The organism is Kineococcus siccus (assembly GCF_009906795.1).
Taxonomy (GTDB): domain Bacteria; phylum Actinomycetota; class Actinomycetes; order Actinomycetales; family Kineococcaceae; genus Kineococcus; species Kineococcus siccus.
The window spans coordinates 1-17,398 of sequence record NZ_JAAALN010000075.1 but is presented as its reverse complement, the minus strand read 5'-3'; the positions used below and the strand labels follow the sequence as shown (position 1 = coordinate 17,398).

The 17,398-nt window shown below is 75.3% G+C and carries 15 protein-coding genes; 13 read left to right on the top strand and 2 right to left on the bottom strand.

Going from position 1 to position 17,398, the window contains the following annotated elements:
• The 4 genes from GTR02_RS10415 to GTR02_RS10400 form a co-directional block, all read left to right on the top strand.
• Positions 1–2,126 (top strand): prolyl oligopeptidase family serine peptidase (locus GTR02_RS10415; RefSeq protein ID WP_338073727.1); only part of this gene is annotated, 2,126 nt, incomplete at its 5' end.
• Between the two features lie 68 nt (positions 2,127–2,194).
• On the top strand, positions 2,195–3,304 hold the full coding sequence (locus tag GTR02_RS10410) for a mechanosensitive ion channel family protein (protein ID WP_338073726.1): 1,110 nt from the start codon (positions 2,195–2,197) through the stop codon (positions 3,302–3,304).
• A 79-nt stretch (positions 3,305–3,383) separates the two neighbouring features.
• A complete protein-coding gene (locus GTR02_RS10405) occupies positions 3,384–4,955 on the top strand; it encodes an SDR family oxidoreductase (RefSeq protein ID WP_166607419.1) in 1,572 nt (523 codons plus the stop codon).
• A 35-nt stretch (positions 4,956–4,990) separates the two neighbouring features.
• Complete coding sequence (locus GTR02_RS10400) at positions 4,991–5,404, top strand: globin (RefSeq protein WP_205709011.1); 414 nt, start codon at positions 4,991–4,993, stop codon at positions 5,402–5,404.
• 18 nt (positions 5,405–5,422) lie between these two features.
• Here GTR02_RS10400 and GTR02_RS10395 read toward each other — a convergent pair whose 3' ends face one another.
• Positions 5,423–6,952 (bottom strand): helix-turn-helix domain-containing protein, encoded by a 1,530-nt coding sequence (locus GTR02_RS10395; RefSeq protein ID WP_166607421.1) that lies wholly within the window; start codon positions 6,950–6,952, stop codon positions 5,423–5,425.
• Between the two features lie 132 nt (positions 6,953–7,084).
• Between GTR02_RS10395 and GTR02_RS10390 the strand changes: the two genes are divergently transcribed.
• Positions 7,085–8,962, top strand: a complete 1,878-nt coding sequence (locus GTR02_RS10390) for a phosphoenolpyruvate carboxykinase (GTP) (RefSeq protein ID WP_166607417.1) — start codon at positions 7,085–7,087, stop codon at positions 8,960–8,962.
• A 19-nt stretch (positions 8,963–8,981) separates the two neighbouring features.
• Here GTR02_RS10390 and GTR02_RS10385 read toward each other — a convergent pair whose 3' ends face one another.
• Positions 8,982–9,947 carry a zinc-binding dehydrogenase gene (locus GTR02_RS10385; RefSeq protein WP_166607416.1) on the bottom strand — a complete coding sequence of 322 codons (966 nt, stop codon included), beginning with the start codon at positions 9,945–9,947 and terminating at the stop codon, positions 8,982–8,984.
• Between the two features lie 58 nt (positions 9,948–10,005).
• Between GTR02_RS10385 and GTR02_RS10380 the strand changes: the two genes are divergently transcribed.
• From GTR02_RS10380 to GTR02_RS10345, 8 genes are all read left to right on the top strand, one after another.
• Positions 10,006–10,872: an acyl-CoA thioesterase domain-containing protein gene (locus tag GTR02_RS10380; protein ID WP_166607415.1), complete on the top strand. Its 867-nt coding sequence runs from the start codon at positions 10,006–10,008 to the stop codon at positions 10,870–10,872.
• A 201-nt stretch (positions 10,873–11,073) separates the two neighbouring features.
• The gene (locus tag GTR02_RS10375) at positions 11,074–12,777 is read left to right on the top strand and encodes a purine-cytosine permease family protein (RefSeq protein WP_205709004.1); all 1,704 of its coding nucleotides are present in this window, start codon (positions 11,074–11,076) and stop codon (positions 12,775–12,777) included.
• A gap of 77 nt (positions 12,778–12,854) precedes the next feature.
• Positions 12,855–13,157: an urease subunit gamma gene (locus GTR02_RS10370; protein WP_166607414.1), complete on the top strand. Its 303-nt coding sequence runs from the start codon at positions 12,855–12,857 to the stop codon at positions 13,155–13,157.
• A complete protein-coding gene (ureB, locus tag GTR02_RS10365; RefSeq protein ID WP_166607413.1) occupies positions 13,154–13,495 on the top strand; it encodes an urease subunit beta in 342 nt (113 codons plus the stop codon). The genes GTR02_RS10370 and ureB overlap by 4 nt, the downstream gene beginning before the upstream one ends.
• On the top strand, positions 13,488–15,191 hold the full coding sequence (locus GTR02_RS10360; protein ID WP_166607412.1) for an urease subunit alpha: 1,704 nt from the start codon (positions 13,488–13,490) through the stop codon (positions 15,189–15,191). Before ureB ends, GTR02_RS10360 begins: the two co-directional genes overlap by 8 nt.
• 8 nt (positions 15,192–15,199) lie before the next feature.
• Positions 15,200–15,874, top strand: coding sequence for an urease accessory UreF family protein (locus GTR02_RS10355; protein ID WP_205709003.1), 675 nt, complete (start codon positions 15,200–15,202; stop codon positions 15,872–15,874).
• Positions 15,867–16,649, top strand: coding sequence for an urease accessory protein UreG (gene ureG, locus GTR02_RS10350; RefSeq protein ID WP_166607411.1), 783 nt, complete (start codon positions 15,867–15,869; stop codon positions 16,647–16,649). Before GTR02_RS10355 ends, ureG begins: the two co-directional genes overlap by 8 nt.
• A gap of 11 nt (positions 16,650–16,660) precedes the next feature.
• Positions 16,661–17,377, top strand: a complete 717-nt coding sequence (locus tag GTR02_RS10345; protein ID WP_166607410.1) for an urease accessory protein UreD — start codon at positions 16,661–16,663, stop codon at positions 17,375–17,377.
• Positions 17,378–17,398: the final 21 nt, after the last annotated feature.

Sequence of the window (17,398 nt, the reverse complement as noted above, 5' to 3'; positions counted from 1 at the left end):
GTCCCCCCGCCGACCTGGCCCCCCGCCTCGACCTCGTCGAGGAGCTGCACGGCACCCCGGTCGCGGACCCGTACCGCTGGCTCGAGGACGCCGACGACCCGCGGACCGTCGCCTGGTCGGCGTGGCAGGACGAGGCCTACCGCGCCCACGCCGAGCGGCTGCCCGGGCGGCAGGCGCTCGCGGCGCGCGTCGCGGAGCTGATGGCGACGGGGTCCACGGGGGCGCCCGTGCACCGCGGCGAGCGCGTCTTCCGCACGCGGCGCGAGCCGACCGCGGAGCACGCCGTCCTGCGGGTCGAGGACCCGGGGGCGCCGCCGCGCGTGCTCGTGGACCCGGTGGCGCTGGACCCGGCCGGCACGACGACGCTCGACGCGTGGCGGCCCGACGTCGAGGGCGGCCTGCTCGCCTACCAGCTGTCCGAGGGCGGCAGCGAGGAGAGCAGCCTGCGCGTGCTGGACGTCGCGACCGGCGAGGTGGTCGACGGGCCGCTGGACCGGGCGCGCTACTCCCCCGTGGCGTGGCTGCCGCGGGCGGCCGACGGCTCGTCGTCGTTCTACTACGTGCGCCGCCTGCCCCCCGAGCAGCTGCCCGAGGCCGAGCGGAAGTACCACCGCCGCGTGTACCTGCACCGCGTCGGGGCCGACCCGGCCACCGACGTCGAGGTGTTCGGCGACGGCATGTCGATGACCAACTACTACGGCGTGTGGACGTCCCGCGACGGCCGCTGGCTGATCGTGAGCGCCTCCGACGGCACGGCCCCCCGCAACGACGTGTGGATCGCGGAGATCGGCGCGGGCGACCCGGCCGCGCCCGCCTTCACCGAGGTCGTCACGGGCCGCGACGCCCAGACCGGCGCGTGGGTGGGCCGCGACGGCCGCCTCTACGTCGTCACCGACCTCGACGCGCCCCGCGCCCGCCTCGCGGTGGCCGACCCGCGCCGCCCGGGGGTCGAGCACTGGCGCGACCTCGTCCCGCAGTCGGGCGACGCGGTGCTGGAGGACGTGGCCGTCCTCGACGGCGCGGAGCTGGCCGAGCCGCTGCTGGTCCTCGCCTGGACGCGGCACACCGTGTCCTCCGTGACCGTGCACGACCTGGCGACGGGTGAGCTGCTGCCGGGGGCGCGCGGCGTCCTGGACCTCCCCGGCGCGGGGTCGATCGGGGGCCTCGTGGGGCGTCCCGAGGGTGGTGCCGAGCTGTGGTTCGGCTACACCGACACGACCACCCCGGCCGTGGTGTGGCGCTTCGACGCGCGCGACGGCTCCCTCGTCGTGGACGCCCGCCCGCCGGGTGCGGTCGAGGTGGCCGGCGTGACGAGCCGGCTCGTGGAGTACGCGAGCGCCGACGGCACCACCGTCCGGATGCTCGTGGTGGCCCGCACCGACGCCCTCGACGGGCAGGGCCGGCCGCTGGCCACTGCGCCGGCCATCCTGTACGGCTACGGCGGCTTCGGCATCAGCCTGTCCCCGCACTACTCCCCCGAGGCCCTGGCGTGGGTCGAGGCCGGGGGCGTGTACGCGGTCGCCAACCTCCGCGGCGGCGGCGAGGAGGGCGAGGACTGGCACCGCGCGGGCATGCGCGAGCACAAGCAGAACGTCTTCGACGACGTCCACGCCGCGGCCCGGCACCTCGTGGCCGACGGCTGGACGCGCCACGAGCAGCTGGCGGTCCACGGCGGCTCCAACGGGGGCCTGCTCGTCGGGGCCGCCCTCACGCAGGAACCGGGGCTGTACGCCGCGGTCGTGTGCTCCGCGCCGCTGCTGGACATGGTCCGCTACGAGCAGCACGGCCTCGGCGCGACCTGGAACGACGAGTACGGCACGGCCGCGGACCCCGAGGAGTTCCGCTGGCTGCTCTCGTACTCGCCCTACCACCACGTGCGCGAGGGCACGCCCTACCCGGCCGTGCTCTTCACGGTCTTCGACGGGGACAGCCGCGTCGACCCGCTGCACGCGCGGAAGCTGTGCGCCCAGCTGCAGCACGCGACCTCCTCCGGCCGGCCCGTGCTGCTGCGCCGCGAGCGCGACGTCGGCCACGGCGCGCGATCCGTCTCGCGCACCGCGCGCCTGGTGTGCGACACGCTGTCCTTCACCGCCGCGGCGACCGGCCTCGTGCTCGCGGGCGACTGAGCGACCCGACCCCACCCGTCGACCCGACCGACCCGACCGACCCGACCGACCCGAGGAGCGCCCCACCCGTGCACCTGGCCGTCCCCACCGCCGACCTGGCCGGCGCGTCCTGCGCGCGCACCGACGCGGGCGTCTGCGGCACCGTCTACGACTGGACGGGCTCCAGCGTCGCGGGCCGCGTGGCCGACGTCCTCGTCAGCTGGCCGCTGCGCATCGTGATCATCCTGCTGGTGTGCTTCGTGGCCCGCTACCTCCTGGTCCGGGTCATCGACCGCACCGCGGCGGGCATCGCGACGGGCGCCGGCCGCGCCGCGCGGCGGGGTCAGCGCCGCAACGGGCTGCTGGAGTCCAGCCCCCTGCTGTCGGAGCGGCGCCAGCAGCGCGCCGAGACGCTCGCGTCCGTCCTGAAGAGCACGGCGACCCTGGTCCTCGGCGTCCTCGCGGTCCTCATGGTGCTGAGCGAGCTGAGCATCGACATCGCGCCCTTCCTCGCCTCCGCGGGCATCGCCGGCGTCGCGCTGGGCTTCGGCGCCCAGAGCCTCGTCAAGGACTTCCTGTCGGGGATCTTCATGCTCGCCGAGGACCAGTACGGGGTGGGCGACGTCGTGGACCTGGGCGACGCGAACGGCTCGGTCGAGGCCGTGGGCCTGCGCGTCACGCGCGTGCGCGACGTCAAGGGCACGGTCTGGTACGTCCGCAACGGCGAGATCCTGCGCGTGGGCAACCAGAGCCAGGGCTGGGCGCGCGCCGTCCTCGACGTCTCCGTCGCCTACGGCGAGGACCTGCCGCGCGTGCAGGCGCTGCTGCAGCGCATCGGCGACCACCTGGCCGAGGAGGAGGAGTGGGCGCCGCTGGTGCTGGAGCCGCCCGAGGTCTGGGGCGTGGAGAAGATGACGCAGGACGCGATCGTGCTGCGGCTGGTGGTCAAGACGGCGCCGCTGCAGCAGTGGGCCGTGCAGCGCGAGCTGCTGCGCCGCATCAAGGCGGCCTTCGACGCGGAGGGCATCAGCTTCCCCTTCGCGCAGCGCACGCTGTGGATCCGCGACGGCGACCCGTCGCGCCTGCTGAGCCCCGGCGCCCGCGACGGGGACGCGGCCGACGCCGGCGGCTCGCAGCCCCCGGCGCGCAGCGAGGCGGACGTGGCCGCCGACGTCGCCGCGACCCCCCGGCGCCCCTGACCGCGCGCGGAGGGCGAGTCCCCGAGCGACGCGAGGCGCACTGCTCGCCAACGGGAGCACGAGGACGGACACTGGGCCCATGACCCCCGCCGAGCCCGTCACCCCCGCCACGCTGGACGTCCCGCGCGGGGACGGGCGCCTGGCGCTCGTCACCGGCGTCACGGGCTACATCGGTGGGCGGCTGGTGCCGGAGCTGCTGACCGCCGGCTTCCGCGTGCGGGCGATGGCCCGCCACCCCGAGGCGCTGCGCGGGCGTTCGTGGTTCGACGCCGTGGAGGTCGTGCAGGCCGACGCGTCCGACCCGGCGCAGGTGGCCGGCGTCATGGCGGGTGTCGACGTCGCCTACTACCTGATCCACGCCATGAACGGCGGCCCGCAGTTCGCCTCCCGAGACCGGCGCACGGCCCGAACGTTCGCGCGCGCGGCGAGCGAGGCGGGCGTCGACCGGATCATCTACCTGGGCGGCCTGCACCCCGAGGACGAGGAGCTGTCCAAGCACCTGGAGTCGCGGCGCGAGGTCGGGGAGATCCTCCTGGACAGCGGCACCCCCACGACGGTGCTGCAGGCCGCGGTGATCCTGGGCTCGGGGTCGGCGAGCTTCGAGATGATGCGCCACCTCACCGAGCGGCTGCCCGCGATGATCTGCCCGCGCTGGGTGTCCAACCGGATCCAGCCGATCGCCGTGCGCGACGTGCTGCGCTACCTCGTGGGCTCGGCGTCGATGCCGCGGGAGGTCAACCGCGCCTTCGACATCGGGGGCCCCGAGATCATGACGTACCTCGAGATGATGCACGGCTACGCGCGGGTGGCGAACCTGCCGCGGCGCTACGTGCTGCCCGTGAAGGTCATGTCCCCCAGCCTGTCCAGCCACTGGGTCGGGCTCGTCACGCCCGTGCCGAAGACCATCGCGCGCCCGCTCGTGGAGAGCCTGGTGCACGAGGTCATCTGCAAGGAGCACGACATCGCGGAGTTCGTGCCCGACCCGCCGCAGGGGCTGCTGCCCTTCGCGCGGGCCGTGAGCCTGGCCCTGCAGCGCATCCAGGACGCCGACGTCACCACGCGCTGGAGCTCCGCGTCGGTCCCGGGCGCCCCGAGCGACCCGCTGCCGACCGACCCGGACTGGGCCGGCGGGAACCTCTACGTCGACGAGCGCACCACCGTCGTGGACGCGCCCCGGCACCTGGTCTGGAAGGTCCTCGAGGGCATCGGCGGGGAGAAGGGTTGGTACTCCTGGCCGATGGCGTGGACGATCCGCGGCGTCATGGACGGCTTCTCGGGCGGACCCGGCCTGCGCCGCGGCCGTCGCGACCCCGAGCACCTGCTCGTCGGCGACGCCGTGGACTGGTGGCGCGTGGAGGAGCTGCGCACCGACGAGCTGCTGCGGCTGCGCGCCGAGATGCGGCTGCCCGGGCTGGCGTGGCTCGACCTGCGCGTGGAGGAGGACCCGGTCGGGCGCACGCTGTTCCGCCAGCGGGCGCTGTTCCACCCCCGCGGACTCGCGGGCCAGGCGTACTGGGCCGCGATCAGCCCGTTCCACGGCGTCGTGTTCGGGGGCATGCAGCGCAACGTGAAGCTGGCCGCGGAGCGGCTCGCGCGCGAGAGCGCCCCCGCGACGGTCGACGTGCGCGACGAGGTCACACTGACCCGGTGACTCCCGACCTCCCCTCCGGGCCGCGCCGCGACCTGCTGGGCCGCACCCCCGGTCCGGCCCGCGCCCCAAGTGACGCCCCCACGTTCTACGAGGAGGTCGGGGGCCACCCGACCTTCGTGCGCCTCGTCGACGCCTTCTACGCGGGCGTGGCGGGCGACGAGGTGCTGCGCCCGATGTACCCCGAGGACCTGGGCCCCGCCAACCAGCGGATGCTGATGTTCCTCGAGCAGTACTGGGGTGGGCCCACGACCTACTCGGAGCAGCGCGGCCACCCCCGGCTGCGCCGGCGCCACGCGGGCTTCCGCGTCGACGGCGACGCGCGCGACCGCTGGGTGCGGCACATGCGCGCGGCCGTCGACACGCTCGGCCTGCCCCCGGCGCAGGAGGCCGTCCTGTGGGACTACCTCGAGCGGGCCGCCCACAGCATGCTGAACACCGTCGACGCGTAGCGCCCTCCGGCCGGCCGCTCAGCTCGCCGGCGCGGTCCCCGGCGCCGGGCCGGCGGGCGCGTGGGCCGCGAGGAACGCGTAGACCTCGTGGTCGTCGACGCCGGGGAACGTGCCGGCGGGCAGCGGGGCCAGGACCTGCGCGTGCAGGCGGGCGCTCGGCCAGGAGCGGCCCGCCCAGAGCGCGGCGAGGTCCGCCGGCGGCCGGCGGCAGCACGCGGGGTCCGGGCACGAGCTGCGCGTGCGCACGCGCGTGTCGCGGCCGCGGAACCACTTGGCGTGCGCGTAGGGCACGCCGACCGTGATGGAGAAACCCCCCTCGGGCGTGGACCCGGTCTGGCTCGAGCACCAGAACGTCCCGGCCGGGGTGTCGGTGTACTGGTAGTTCTCGGTCGTGCGGTTGGTGACGTCGAACACCGTGCGCGCCGTCCAGCGCCGGCACACGGGCTGACCCTCGATCGCCCCCGTCGCGTCCTGCACGAACGGGACGCCGTCGTTCTCGTAGCCGCGGTGCAGCGCACCGTCGTCGCCGACCCGCAGGAAGTGCACGGGGATGCCGAGCTCGGCGGTCAGGAGGTTCGTCAGCCGGTGCGCGGCGGCCTCGTGGGTCACGCCGAAGGCGTCGCGGAAGTCCTCCACGGCCAGGTCCTTGTCGGCCTTGGCCGCCGAGAGGAACTCCACCGAGGCGGTGCGCGGCATGAGGCAGGCCGCGGCGAAGTAGTTGATCTCCAGGCGCTGCCGCAGGAAGTCGGCGTAGCTCTGCGGGCGCTCGTGCCCGAGCACGCGGTGCGCGATGGCCTGCAGGGCCAGGGACCGCAGCCCGTGACCGCCGGGGATGCTCGCGGGCGGCAGGTAGATGCGGCCGTTGGCGAGGTCGGTGACCGTGCGCGTGGAGTGCGGCAGGTCCTCGACGTGCAGCAGCGAGAACCCCAGGTCGTCGGCGATGCGCGTGACCGTGCGGTGGGTCAGCGCCCCGACGCGGTAGCCGGCCGCGCGCACCACGTCCTCGGCGAGCTCCTCGACCTCCGGCAGGTGGTTGTCCACGGCTCGCATGAGGAACCGGATCTGGGTGTTCGCCCGGCGGGCCTCCTCGGGCGTGGCGTTGGCCGCGTCGTGGCGCCGCGCGATCTCGGAGTGCAGGGCGACGAGCGACTCGAGGGCGTCCATCGGCAGCGTCCGCCCCGCGCGCGCGGTCGGCAGCCCCAGCTCGCGCGCGAGCGGGCTGCGCTGCGCGCGGTCCAGCTCGATCTCCAGGGCGGCGCGCCGCGACGGGGGCGGCGCCGGGTCCAGCAGGTCCGCGAGCTCCACCTCCAGGGCGGCGGCCACCGCGGACAGCAGGGACAGCCGCGGCTCGCGCCGGCCGTTCTCGACCTGGGACAGCTGGCTCTGGGCCGCGCCGACCCGGGCGCCCAGCTCCGCCAGCGTCAGGCCGCGCGCCCGCCGGTGGTGGCGGATGCGGCGCCCGACCGTCAGGGCGTCGACGGCCGGGCCGGTCGCGGGGCCCGGCCCCTCGGCGTGGTCGGTGAGCGGTTCGAGAGCGGCGACGCGCAGTCGGGGCACGACTTCACGATACGCGAAGAACCGCCCTTCTTCTCCTGCCTGGACCGTTGTCGTCCCCGCTGGCAGCACGGACAGTGGAACGCGACGCAGTCCCGAGCACGCACACGAGGAGGCACCACGAGCATGACGGCCCTGGAGACGACCCCCGACGGCGACGGATCGACGACGGCCGACGCCGTCCCGGTGGAGGTGCTGGGCGCCCCCACCGACAACCCCGACCTGCTCGAGTGGGTCCGGCGCACGGCGCGGCTGACCACGCCCGACGCGGTCGTCTGGTGCGACGGCTCCCGCGCCGAGCACGACCGCCTGACCGCGCAGATGGTGGCCGACGGCACCCTCATCGCCCTCGACCCCGTCAAGCGCCCCGGCAGCTTCCTGGCCCGCTCCGACCCCGACGACGTGGCGCGCGTGGAGCACCGCACCTTCATCGCCTCCGAGCACGAGGCGGACGCGGGCCCGACCAACCACTGGCGCGAGCCCGCGGCCCTGCGCGCCGAGCTCGACGGTGCGTTCGCGGGCTGCATGCGCGGTCGCACGATGTACGTCGTCCCGTTCTCGATGGGACCCGTGGGCGGCCCGATCTCGCAGCTCGGGGTCCAGCTCACCGACTCCCCCTACGTCGTGGTCAGCATGGGCGTCATGACCCGGATGGGCAGCGACGCGCTCGCGGCGATCAGCCCGGGGACCCCCTTCGTGCCCGCGGTGCACAGCGTCGGGCGGCCGCTCGTCGCGGCGGACGGCAGCACGCGCCCCGACGTCCCCTGGCCGTGCAACCCCCTGAAGTACGTCGCCCACTTCCCCGAGACGCGGGAGATCTGGTCGTTCGGCTCGGGCTACGGCGGCAACGCCCTGCTGGGCAAGAAGTGCTTCGCGCTGCGCATCGCCTCGGTGATGGCCCGCGAGGAGGGCTGGCTCGCCGAGCACATGCTCGTCCTGAAGGTGACGACCCCGCAGGGTCGCGTGCACCACGTGGCCGCCGCGTTCCCCTCCGCCTGCGGCAAGACCAACCTGGCCATGCTGCAGCCGAGCCTGCCGGGCTGGCGCGTCGAGACGATCGGCGACGACATCGCGTGGATGCGGCCGGGCGCCGACGGCCGGTTGCGGGCCATCAACCCCGAGACGGGGTTCTTCGGGGTGGCGCCCGGGACCGGCCCGGAGACGAACCCCGTCGCCGTCGAGATGCTGCGCGAGGACGTCATCTTCACCAACTGCGCGCTGACGGCCGACGGCGACGTGTGGTGGGAGGGCCTGACCCCCGAACCCCCGGCCGGGCTCACCGACTGGCGCGGCGAACCGTGGACGCCTGCGTCGGGACGTCCTGCGGCGCACCCCAACGCGCGCTTCACGGTCTCCGCCGCGCGCTGCCCCTCGATCGCGGCGGAGTTCGACGACCCCGAGGGCGTGGTGGTCGACGCGATCCTGTTCGGCGGCCGCCGGGGCAGCAACGTGCCCCTCGTCGCCCAGGCGCTGGACTGGACCCACGGGGTGTTCACGGGAGCCGGCATCTCCTCCGAGCAGACCGCGGCCGCGGAGGGGACGGTGGGCGAGCTGCGCCACGACCCGTTCGCCATGCTGCCCTTCACGGGCTACCACATGGCGGACTACTTCCAGCACTGGCTGGACCTCGGGAAGCGGCTGCCCGCAGCGGGTCTGCCCGCGGTGTTCAGCGTGAACTGGTTCCGCCGCGGCGACGACGGCCGGTTCCTGTGGCCCGGGTTCGGCGAGAACGCCCGCGTCCTGGAGTGGATCTGCGGCCGCCTCGAGGGCACGGCCGCCGCGCGGTTCACACCGCTGGGCCACGTACCGGCCGCCGGGGCCCTCGACGTGGCCGGGCTCGACGTCTCCGCCGAGGACCTCGGCGAGCTGTTCCGCGTCGACGTGGACGCGTGGCTGGGCGAGGCCGACCTGCTGGAGGAGTACTTCGCCACGTTCGGCCCGCGGCTGCCCCACGAGCTCACGGGCCACCTGGACCTGCTGCGCTACCGCCTCGCGGGCGTCTGAGCGCCCCGCCCCGCCCCGCTCAGACCGTGACGAGCACCTTGCCGACCGCCCGGCCGGAGTGCAGGCGCGCGAAGGCGTCGCGCGCGTCCGCGAGGGCGTGCACGGAGTCCACCTCGGGCCGGAGGTCGGCGAGCTCGCAGAAGCGGAGGAGCCGCTGGAACTCCTCGCGCGTGCCCATGGTCGAGCCGAGCACGCGCAACTGGCGGAAGAACACGTTCTCCAGCATGGCCGGGGCGTCACCGCCCGTCGTCGCGCCCGCGACGACGACGGTGCCGCCCGGGGCGAGGGACTGCACCGAGTGCTTCCAGGTCGCCTTGCCGACGGTCTCGAAGACGGCGTCGACGCGCTCGGGCAGCCGCTCGCCGGGCGCGAAGCCCGCAGCGGCCCCCCACGCGAGCGCCCGGGCGACGCGCTCGGGGTCGCGCCCGGTCACCCAGACGCGCAGCCCGGCCGCCGCCCCGAGCGCCACGAGGGCGTTCGAGACGCCCCCGGCGGCGCCCTGCACCAGGACCGTCTGGCCGGGCACCGCGCGGGCCTGCGTGAAGAGCATCCGGTAGGCGGTCAGCCAGGCCGTGCCGAGCGCGGCGGCCCGCTCGCCGGACCACCCCGCGGGGACGGGGAGCACGTTGCGCCGCGGCACCCAGACCTCCTCGGCGAGGGTGCCGGGGTGCAGCTCGGACAGCAGGGTGCGCCGCGGGTCGAGCGTCTCGTCGCCGCGGAAGTCGTCGTCGCCCACGACGGCGTGCACGACGACCTCGGTGCCGTCGTCGGTGACCCCGGCGGCGTCGCACCCCAGCACCATCGGCAGCCGCTCGGCCGGCAGGCCGACGCCCGCGAGGCTCCACAGGTCGTGGCGGTTCAGCGCGGCGGCGCGGACCCGGACGCGCACCCAGCCGCCGGGGGGCGCGGCCGCGGGGGCGTCCGCGACCTCGAGCGCGGACAGCGGGTCGTCGGGGGCGGCACGGACGGCGCGGGCGGCGAGCACGCCGGGGACGCTACCCGCCGCGGGGGCCGGTGCGCCCGCGCTCGGTAGCCTCGCGGGCGTGACCGCGCCCGTGACCCTGCTGGACGTCCTCGACGTGCGACGCTCGGAGGGCCCGTCCGACGTCTTCACGGGCCCGAACCTCCCGCAGTGGCGTCCCCGGCTGTTCGGCGGCCAGGTGCTGGGCCAGGTGGCGGTGGCGGCCGGTCGCACCGTGGAGCCGGAGCGGGCGCTGCACTCGCTGCACGCCTACTTCCTGCGCCCGGGCGACCCCGCCGTGACCGTCGAGTTCGCCGTGGAGCGGCTGCGCGACGGGCGCTCCTTCTCCTCCCGGCGCGTGCAGGCCCTGCAGAACGGCGTGCCCATCCTCTCGGGCATCGCCTCCTTCCAGGTCCCGGCCGACGGCCTGGACCACGCCGGCTCCGCGCCCGACGTGCCGGGTCCCGAGGAGCTGCGCAGCGACGCGGACGTGCTCGCGGAGGTGGACCACCCGGGCGCCCGCCGCATCGCGTCGTCCCGCCCGATCGAGATCCGCCACGTCGACCCGCCCGTCTACCTCGTCGCCGACCCGTCGCGCGCGGCCACGCAGGCCGTGTGGCTGCGGGTGCCCGGGCCGCTGCCCGCGGACCCGCTGCTGCACCGGGCGGCCCTCGCCTACGCCTCCGACTTCACGGTGCTCGAGCCCGTGCTGCGCCGGCACGGCCTGCCGTGGTCGACCCCGGGCGCGAGCGTCGCGAGCCTCGACCACGCGATGTGGTGGCACCGCGAGGCGCGGGCCGACGAGTGGGTCCTCTTCGTCGGCGACACGCCGTCGGCGTCGGGGGCGCGGGCGCTGGCCACCGCGCGGATGTTCGACCGGCAGGGCCGCCTGGTCGCCACCGTCGCCCAGGAGGGCATGGTCCGGGTGCCCGGCGACCTGCTCGGCTGAGCCCACCTCCCGCCCGGGTCGGCCGCTCGGCCCGGGCCCGTGCGCGCCGCGTTTCGCCGGTGTTTCCACTGCGTCAACTTCTGCTGCGCAGCGCTGACCTCCTCACCCGGACGGCCTAGCGTCGGACGTACCCGCCTCCGGGGACCTCCCGTCCCGCCGGCGGCGAGGACCAGCAGGTCGCCACCGCAGAGGAGCCTCCCGATGACCCAGCCCAGCAGAGGTCCCGGACCCGGCGCCGAACCGGCACCGGCCGCCGTCGCGGCCCCGCCGCGCGGCGTCAGCACCGCGACCTCGGAGACGCTCGAGGACTACACCCTCCGCTTCGCGCCCCGCAGCTACCGCCGCTGGACGCCCGGCGTCGTGGCCACGTCCGCGCTCGGCGGGATCGCCTACCTCGCCGACTTCTCGATCGGAGCGAACATCGGCATCGCCCACGGCACGGTCAACGCGCTGCTGGGCATCGCGGTCGCGGCCGTCGTCATCTTCGTCACGGGGTTCCCGCTGGCCTACTACGCGGCGCGCTACAACGTCGACCTCGACCTCATCACGCGGGGTTCGGGGTTCGGCTACTACGGGTCCGTCGTCACCAACGTCATCTTCGCGACGTTCACCTTCATCTTCTTCGCCCTCGAGGGTTCCATCATGGCGCAGGGCCTGGAGCTCGGCCTGGGCATCCCCCGCTGGCTCGGCTACGCCGTGTCGACGCTGCTGGTCATCCCCCTCGTCGTCTACGGCATGAAGGCCCTCTCGACGCTGCAGGTGTGGACGACGCCGCTGTGGCTGGTGCTCATGGTGATCCCGTTCGCCTACCTCGTCATCGCCAACCCCTCCTCCATCGGGCAGTTCACGTCCTACGCCGGGGCGGACGGGCAGGGCGGCACCGTGAGCGCCGCGGCCGTGTTCCTCGCCGCGGGCGTGTGCCTCTCGCTCATCGCGCAGATCGCCGAGCAGATCGACTACCTGCGGTTCATGCCGCCGCGGACCCCCGAGAACTCGCGCCGCTGGTGGTCGGCCATGGTGCTGGCCGGCCCGGGCTGGGTGGTGTTCGGCGCGCTCAAGCAGGCGATCGGCCTGTTCATCGCCGTGTACCTCATCGCCTCGCTGGACCCCGCGGCGTCGGCGACGGCCAACGAGCCCGTCCACCAGTTCCTCGGCGTCTACGAGGAGATGATGCCGGGCTGGCTGGCCATGGCGCTGGCGGTCGTCCTCGTCGTCATCAGCCAGATCAAGATCAACGTCACGAACGCCTACTCCGGCTCGCTGGCCTGGACGAACTCCTTCACCCGCGTCACCAAGCACTACCCCGGCCGGATGCTGTTCGTCATCGTGAACCTCGTCATCGCGCTGACGCTGATGGAGGCGAACATGTTCGACTTCCTCAACACGATCCTGGGCTTCTACGCCAACTGCGCCATGGCGTGGATCGTCACGGTCGCGACCGACATCATCGTCAACAAGCACCTGCTGAAGCTGTCCCCGCTGGTCCCGGAGTTCCGCCGCGGCATGCTCTACGCCGTGAACCCCGTCGGCTTCACGTCGATGCTCGTGTCGGCCGTCGCCTCGATCCTCGTGTTCTTCGGCGTCTTCGGCGAGGGCGTGCAGCCCTACTCCCCCATCGTCGCCGTCGTCCTCGCGGTCGTGCTGACCCCGGCGATGGCCGTCCTCACCCGGGGCCGGTACTACCTGCGCCGCGCCGACGACGGCCTGCCGCACCCGATGTTCGACGAGTTCGGCAACCCCTCGGGCGAGGTCCTCACGTGCCACGTGTGCCGGCAGGACTACGAGCGGCCCGACGTCGCGGCCTGCCTGACCCACGACGACGTCGTGTGCTCGCTGTGCCTGAGCACCGACCGGGTGGCCGACCACGTCCTGCCCGCCCAGCCGGTGCCGCCCGCCCGGCGCTGAGCGGGAGGCGGTACAACTGCGGTCTCGACGTCGCCGGGCCGCCCGGCGACGACCGCGCCACGAGAGGGGGCCCGGACGTGCACCTCAGTCCGGCCGACACCGAGAAGCTGCTCCTGGCGGTCGCGGGCATGGTGGCCCGCGACCGCCTCGCCCGCGGGGTGCGGCTGAACCACCCCGAGGCCGTGGCCCTGCTGAGCACGTGGGTCATCGAGCGGGCCCGCGACGGTCACCGGGTCGTGGACCTCGTGGAGAGCGGGCGCCGGGTCCTCACGCGCGACCAGGTCATGCCGGGCGTGGCCGAGATGGTGCGCGACGTGCAGGTCGAGGCCACGTTCCCCGACGGCCGCAAGCTCGTCACGCTGCACGAGCCGATCTCGTGAGCGGCGTCCCCGGCGAAGGTCCCGGCGCGATCCGCGTGCGGCCCGGCACGATCGTCCTGAACGCCGACCGCACCGACGCCGAGCGGCTCACGCTCGTGGTGGAGAACACGGGCGACCGCCCCGTGCAGATCGGCTCGCACCTGCACCTGCCGGACGCCAACGCCGCCCTGGCGTTCGACCGGGCCGCGGCGCGCGGGTTCCGCCTCGACGTCGCGTCCGGGACCTCGGTGCGCTTCGAGCCCGGGGTCTCGCGCACGGTGCACGCCGTGGCGCTGCGCGGGGCCCGCCGCGTCCCCGGCCTGCAGCTCGACCCGGAGGGGGGCCACCTCGGTGGTTGAGATCGACCGCGCGGCCTACGCCGCGCTGTACGGCCCGACCGTCGGCGACCAGGTGCGCCTCGGTGACACCGACCTGTGGATCGAGGTCGAGGCCGACCTCACGGCGGGCGGGGAGGAGGCCGTCTTCGGCGGCGGCAAGTCGATCCGGGAGTCGATGGCGCAGGGCACGACGACCCGGGCCGAGGGGGCCCCGGACACCGTCGTCACCAACGCGGTCGTGCTGGACCACACGGGGATCTACCGCGCCGACGTCGGGATCCGGGACGGGCTGGTCTGCGGCATCGGCCGCGCGGGCAACCCCGACATCGCGGACGGCGTCGACCCGCGGCTGCGCATCGGCCCCGGCACGGACGTGATCTCGGGCGAGGGCCGCATCCTCACGGCGGGCGGGATCGACAGCCACGTCCACCTCATCTCGCCGTCGCAGGTGCACGAGGCGCTGGCCGCGGGCCTGACCACGCTCGTCGGCGGCGGGACGGGGCCCAGCGAGGGCACGAAGGCCACCACCGTCACGCCGGGGGCGTGGCACCTGCGCGCCGTGCACCGCGCGCTGGACGACCTGCCCGTGAACCTCCTGCTCCTCGGTAAGGGGAACACCGTCAGCGCCGCGGGCCTCGCGGAGCAGGCGCTGGCCGGCGCGGGTGGCTACAAGGTGCACGAGGACTGGGGGTCCACGCCCGCCGCGATCGACGCGGCGCTGCGGGCCGCCGACGAGTTCGGCCTGCAGGTGGCCCTGCACTCCGACAGCCTCAACGAGTCCGGCTACGTCGACTCGACCATCGCCGCGATCGCCGGCCGCTCGATCCACGCCTTCCACACCGAGGGCGCGGGCGGCGGGCACGCGCCGGACATCATCACGATCGCCGGACTGCCCCACGTCGTCCCCGGCTCGACGAACCCGACCCTGCCGCACACCGTGAACACGGTGCCCGAGCACCTCGACATGCTGATGGTCTGCCACCACCTGAACCCCACGGTGCCGGAGGACCTGGCGTTCGCCGAGTCCCGCATCCGCGCCACGACCATCGCCGCCGAGGACGTGCTGCACGACCTGGGGGCGCTGTCGATCACGAGCTCCGACGCGCAGGCGATGGGCCGCATCGGCGAGGTGATCACCCGCACGTGGCAGGTCGCGCACGTGATGAAGGCGCGCCGCGGCCCGCTGGGCGCGACGTCCCCCGCCGACAACGAGCGGGCCCGCCGCTACGTCGCCAAGTACACGATCAACCCGGCGGTGGCGCACGGCATCGACCACCTCGTCGGTTCCGTCGAGGTCGGCAAGATGGCCGACCTCGTGCTGTGGGACCCCGCGCTCTTCGGGGTGCGCCCGTCGGTGGTGCTCAAGGGCGGTGCCCTCGTCGTCGGGGCCCTGGGCGACCCGAACGCCTCGATCCCCACGCCCCAGCCCGTGCTGCTGCGGCCCGCGCTCATCGCCGCGGCCGGCGCCGACCACAGCGTCACCTTCGTCAGCCCCGCCGCCCTCGACGACGGTCTCGCGGGCCGACTCGGGCTGCGGCGCAGGCTGGAGGCGGTGCGGGACACGCGCGCGGTCGGCAAGGCGCAGATGGTCCACAACGACGCCCTGCCGCGCATCGAGGTCGACCCCGAGACCTTCGCCATCCGGATCGACGGCGACCTCGTCGAACCCGCGCCGGTCGACGTCCTGCCGCTCGCCCAGCTCTACTCGCTGTTCTGAGGCGCCTGGTGCCCCCCGCGACTCCCTCCCCCGACCTGGTGCTGGCGCTGCTGGCCGACGCGCGCCTGCCCGTCGGCGCGCACACGCAGTCCGCCGGGCTGGAACCGGCCGTCGTGCACGGCGGCCTGACGGCCGCGGACGTCCCGGCGTTCCTGCGCGGGCGGCTCGCGACCGTCGTGGCGGTCGAGGCGGGCACGGCGGTCGTGGCCCGGCACCGCAGCCTCGCGGGCGGGGACCTCGCCGAGGTCGAGGAGGCGTGGGCCGCGCGCACCCCGAGCCAGGCCCTGCGGAACTCCTCCCGCACGCTGGGCCGCGGCTACCTCCGCCTGGCCCAGCGGTTGTGGCCGCTCGCGCCGGCGCTGGCCGCGCTCCCGCGCACGCCCGCCCGGCCCGTCGTGCTGGGCGTCGTCGCCGCGCTCGCGGGCCTCGACGCGGCCCGGCTCGTGCGGCTGTGCGGGCACGAGGACGTCGCCGGCGTCGGGGCCGCCGTCCTCAAGCTCGCCCCGTGCGACCCCGCCGACACCGTCGCGTGGACGCTCGCGGCTCACCCCGCGATCGAGGCGCTCGTCGCCCGCACCGCCGGCCTCACCGCACCCGAGGAGATCCCCGCCACGGGGGCCCCCCGCGTGGAGCTCCAGTCCCTGCAGCACGCCCGCACCCCCCGGAGGTTGTTCCATGCCTGAACCCGTCGCGTCCCGCTCCCTGCGCCTCGGGGTCGCCGGCCCGGTCGGCACCGGCAAGAGCTCGCTCATCGCCATGGTCTGCCGCGAGCTGTCGGGGACCCTGCGCCTCGGCGTGGTGACCAACGACATCTACACCGACGAGGACGCGCGCTTCCTGCGCTCCGCGGGCGTCCTGGACCCCGAGCGCATCCGCGCGGTCGAGACCGGCGCGTGCCCGCACACCGCGATCCGCGACGACATCACGGCGAACCTGCTGGCCGTGGAGGACCTCGAGGCCGACTTCGCGCCCCTCGACGTCGTCCTCGTCGAGTCCGGGGGCGACAACCTCACGGCGACCTTCTCGCCCGCGCTGGTCGACGCCCAGGTCTTCGTCCTGGACGTCGCGGGGGGCGGGGACGTCGCCCGCAAGGGCGGTCCGGGCATCGCGCGCGCGGACCTGCTGGTGCTGAACAAGACCGACCTCGCGCCGCACGTCGGCGTCGACGTGGCGCGGATGATCGCCGACGCGGGCGAGGCCCGGGGCGGCCGGCCCGTCGTCGCGCTCTCCCGCACCGACCGGGCGTCGGTGGAGCAGCTGACCGGCTGGCTGCTCGCGACGCTGGCGGAGTTCCGCGCCGGGCGCCACGAGGCGCAGGACCCGGGCCCGATGGCCCCGCACTCGCACGCGCACTCCCACGACGACCCCCACGCGCACTCCCACGCCGGCGGCACGACGCACCGCCACGCCGCGCACGAGCCGCACGACCCGCTCGTGCCGTCCCACCCGACCTCGTGACGCGGGTCGGCGTGCACGTCCGCGCCGACGGCACGGGGATCGCGGTGGACCTCGCGACCACCGCGCTGCTGCCGCGCGTGCTGTCCACGACGGCCCACGGGGCCCGGGTCGCCCTGGTGGGGGCGCGGGCGCTGCTGCTGGCGGGCGACGAGGTGCACCTGGACGTGGTCGTCGGCGACGGCTGCGCGCTCGACGTCGTGGAGGTGGCGGGCACCGTCGCCTACGACGGCCGGGGCGGCCCGCCCTCGGCGTGGACGGTCCGCGCGCGGGTCGGCGACGGCGCACGGCTGCTGTGGCACGGCGAGCCGTTCGTCGTCGCGTCGGGCGCGGACGTCGTGCGCCGCGTCGAGGTGGACCTGGCCGCGGGCGCCCGCGCCCTGCTGCGCGACGTCCTCGTCCTGGGGCGCAGCGGCGAGGAGGGCGGGGCCCTGCTCGCCACCACGCGCGCCCGGCTCGCGGGGCGGGCACTGCTCGCGGAGGACCTGGACCTGCGCGAACCCGGGGTGCGGCGCTCCCCCGCCCTCCTGGGCGCCGCCCGCTGCCTGGACACCGTCACGCTGCTGGGCGCGCGCGGCGAGGGCGGGGACGTCTTCCAGCTCGAGGGACCCGGCAGCCAGGCGCGCGCCCTGCTCGGCGACGCGCACACCAGCCCGCTGGGCCCGCTGTGGGCCCGCTGGCGCGCCGGCCTGCCCCAGCCCCTCCGCGACGACGCAGGGGTCCCCGCCTGAGCGCGGAGGGAGGGCGGGGGT

Coding starts and splice junctions, on each gene's coding strand:
- ureG (WP_166607411.1), top strand. CDS start 15,867: ATGCCTGAACCCGTCGCGTCCCGCTCCCTGCGCCTCGGGGTCGCCGGC.
- GTR02_RS10375 (WP_205709004.1), top strand. CDS start 11,074: ATGACCCAGCCCAGCAGAGGTCCCGGACCCGGCGCCGAACCGGCACCG.
- GTR02_RS10390 (WP_166607417.1), top strand. CDS start 7,085: ATGACGGCCCTGGAGACGACCCCCGACGGCGACGGATCGACGACGGCC.
- GTR02_RS10405 (WP_166607419.1), top strand. CDS start 3,384: ATGACCCCCGCCGAGCCCGTCACCCCCGCCACGCTGGACGTCCCGCGC.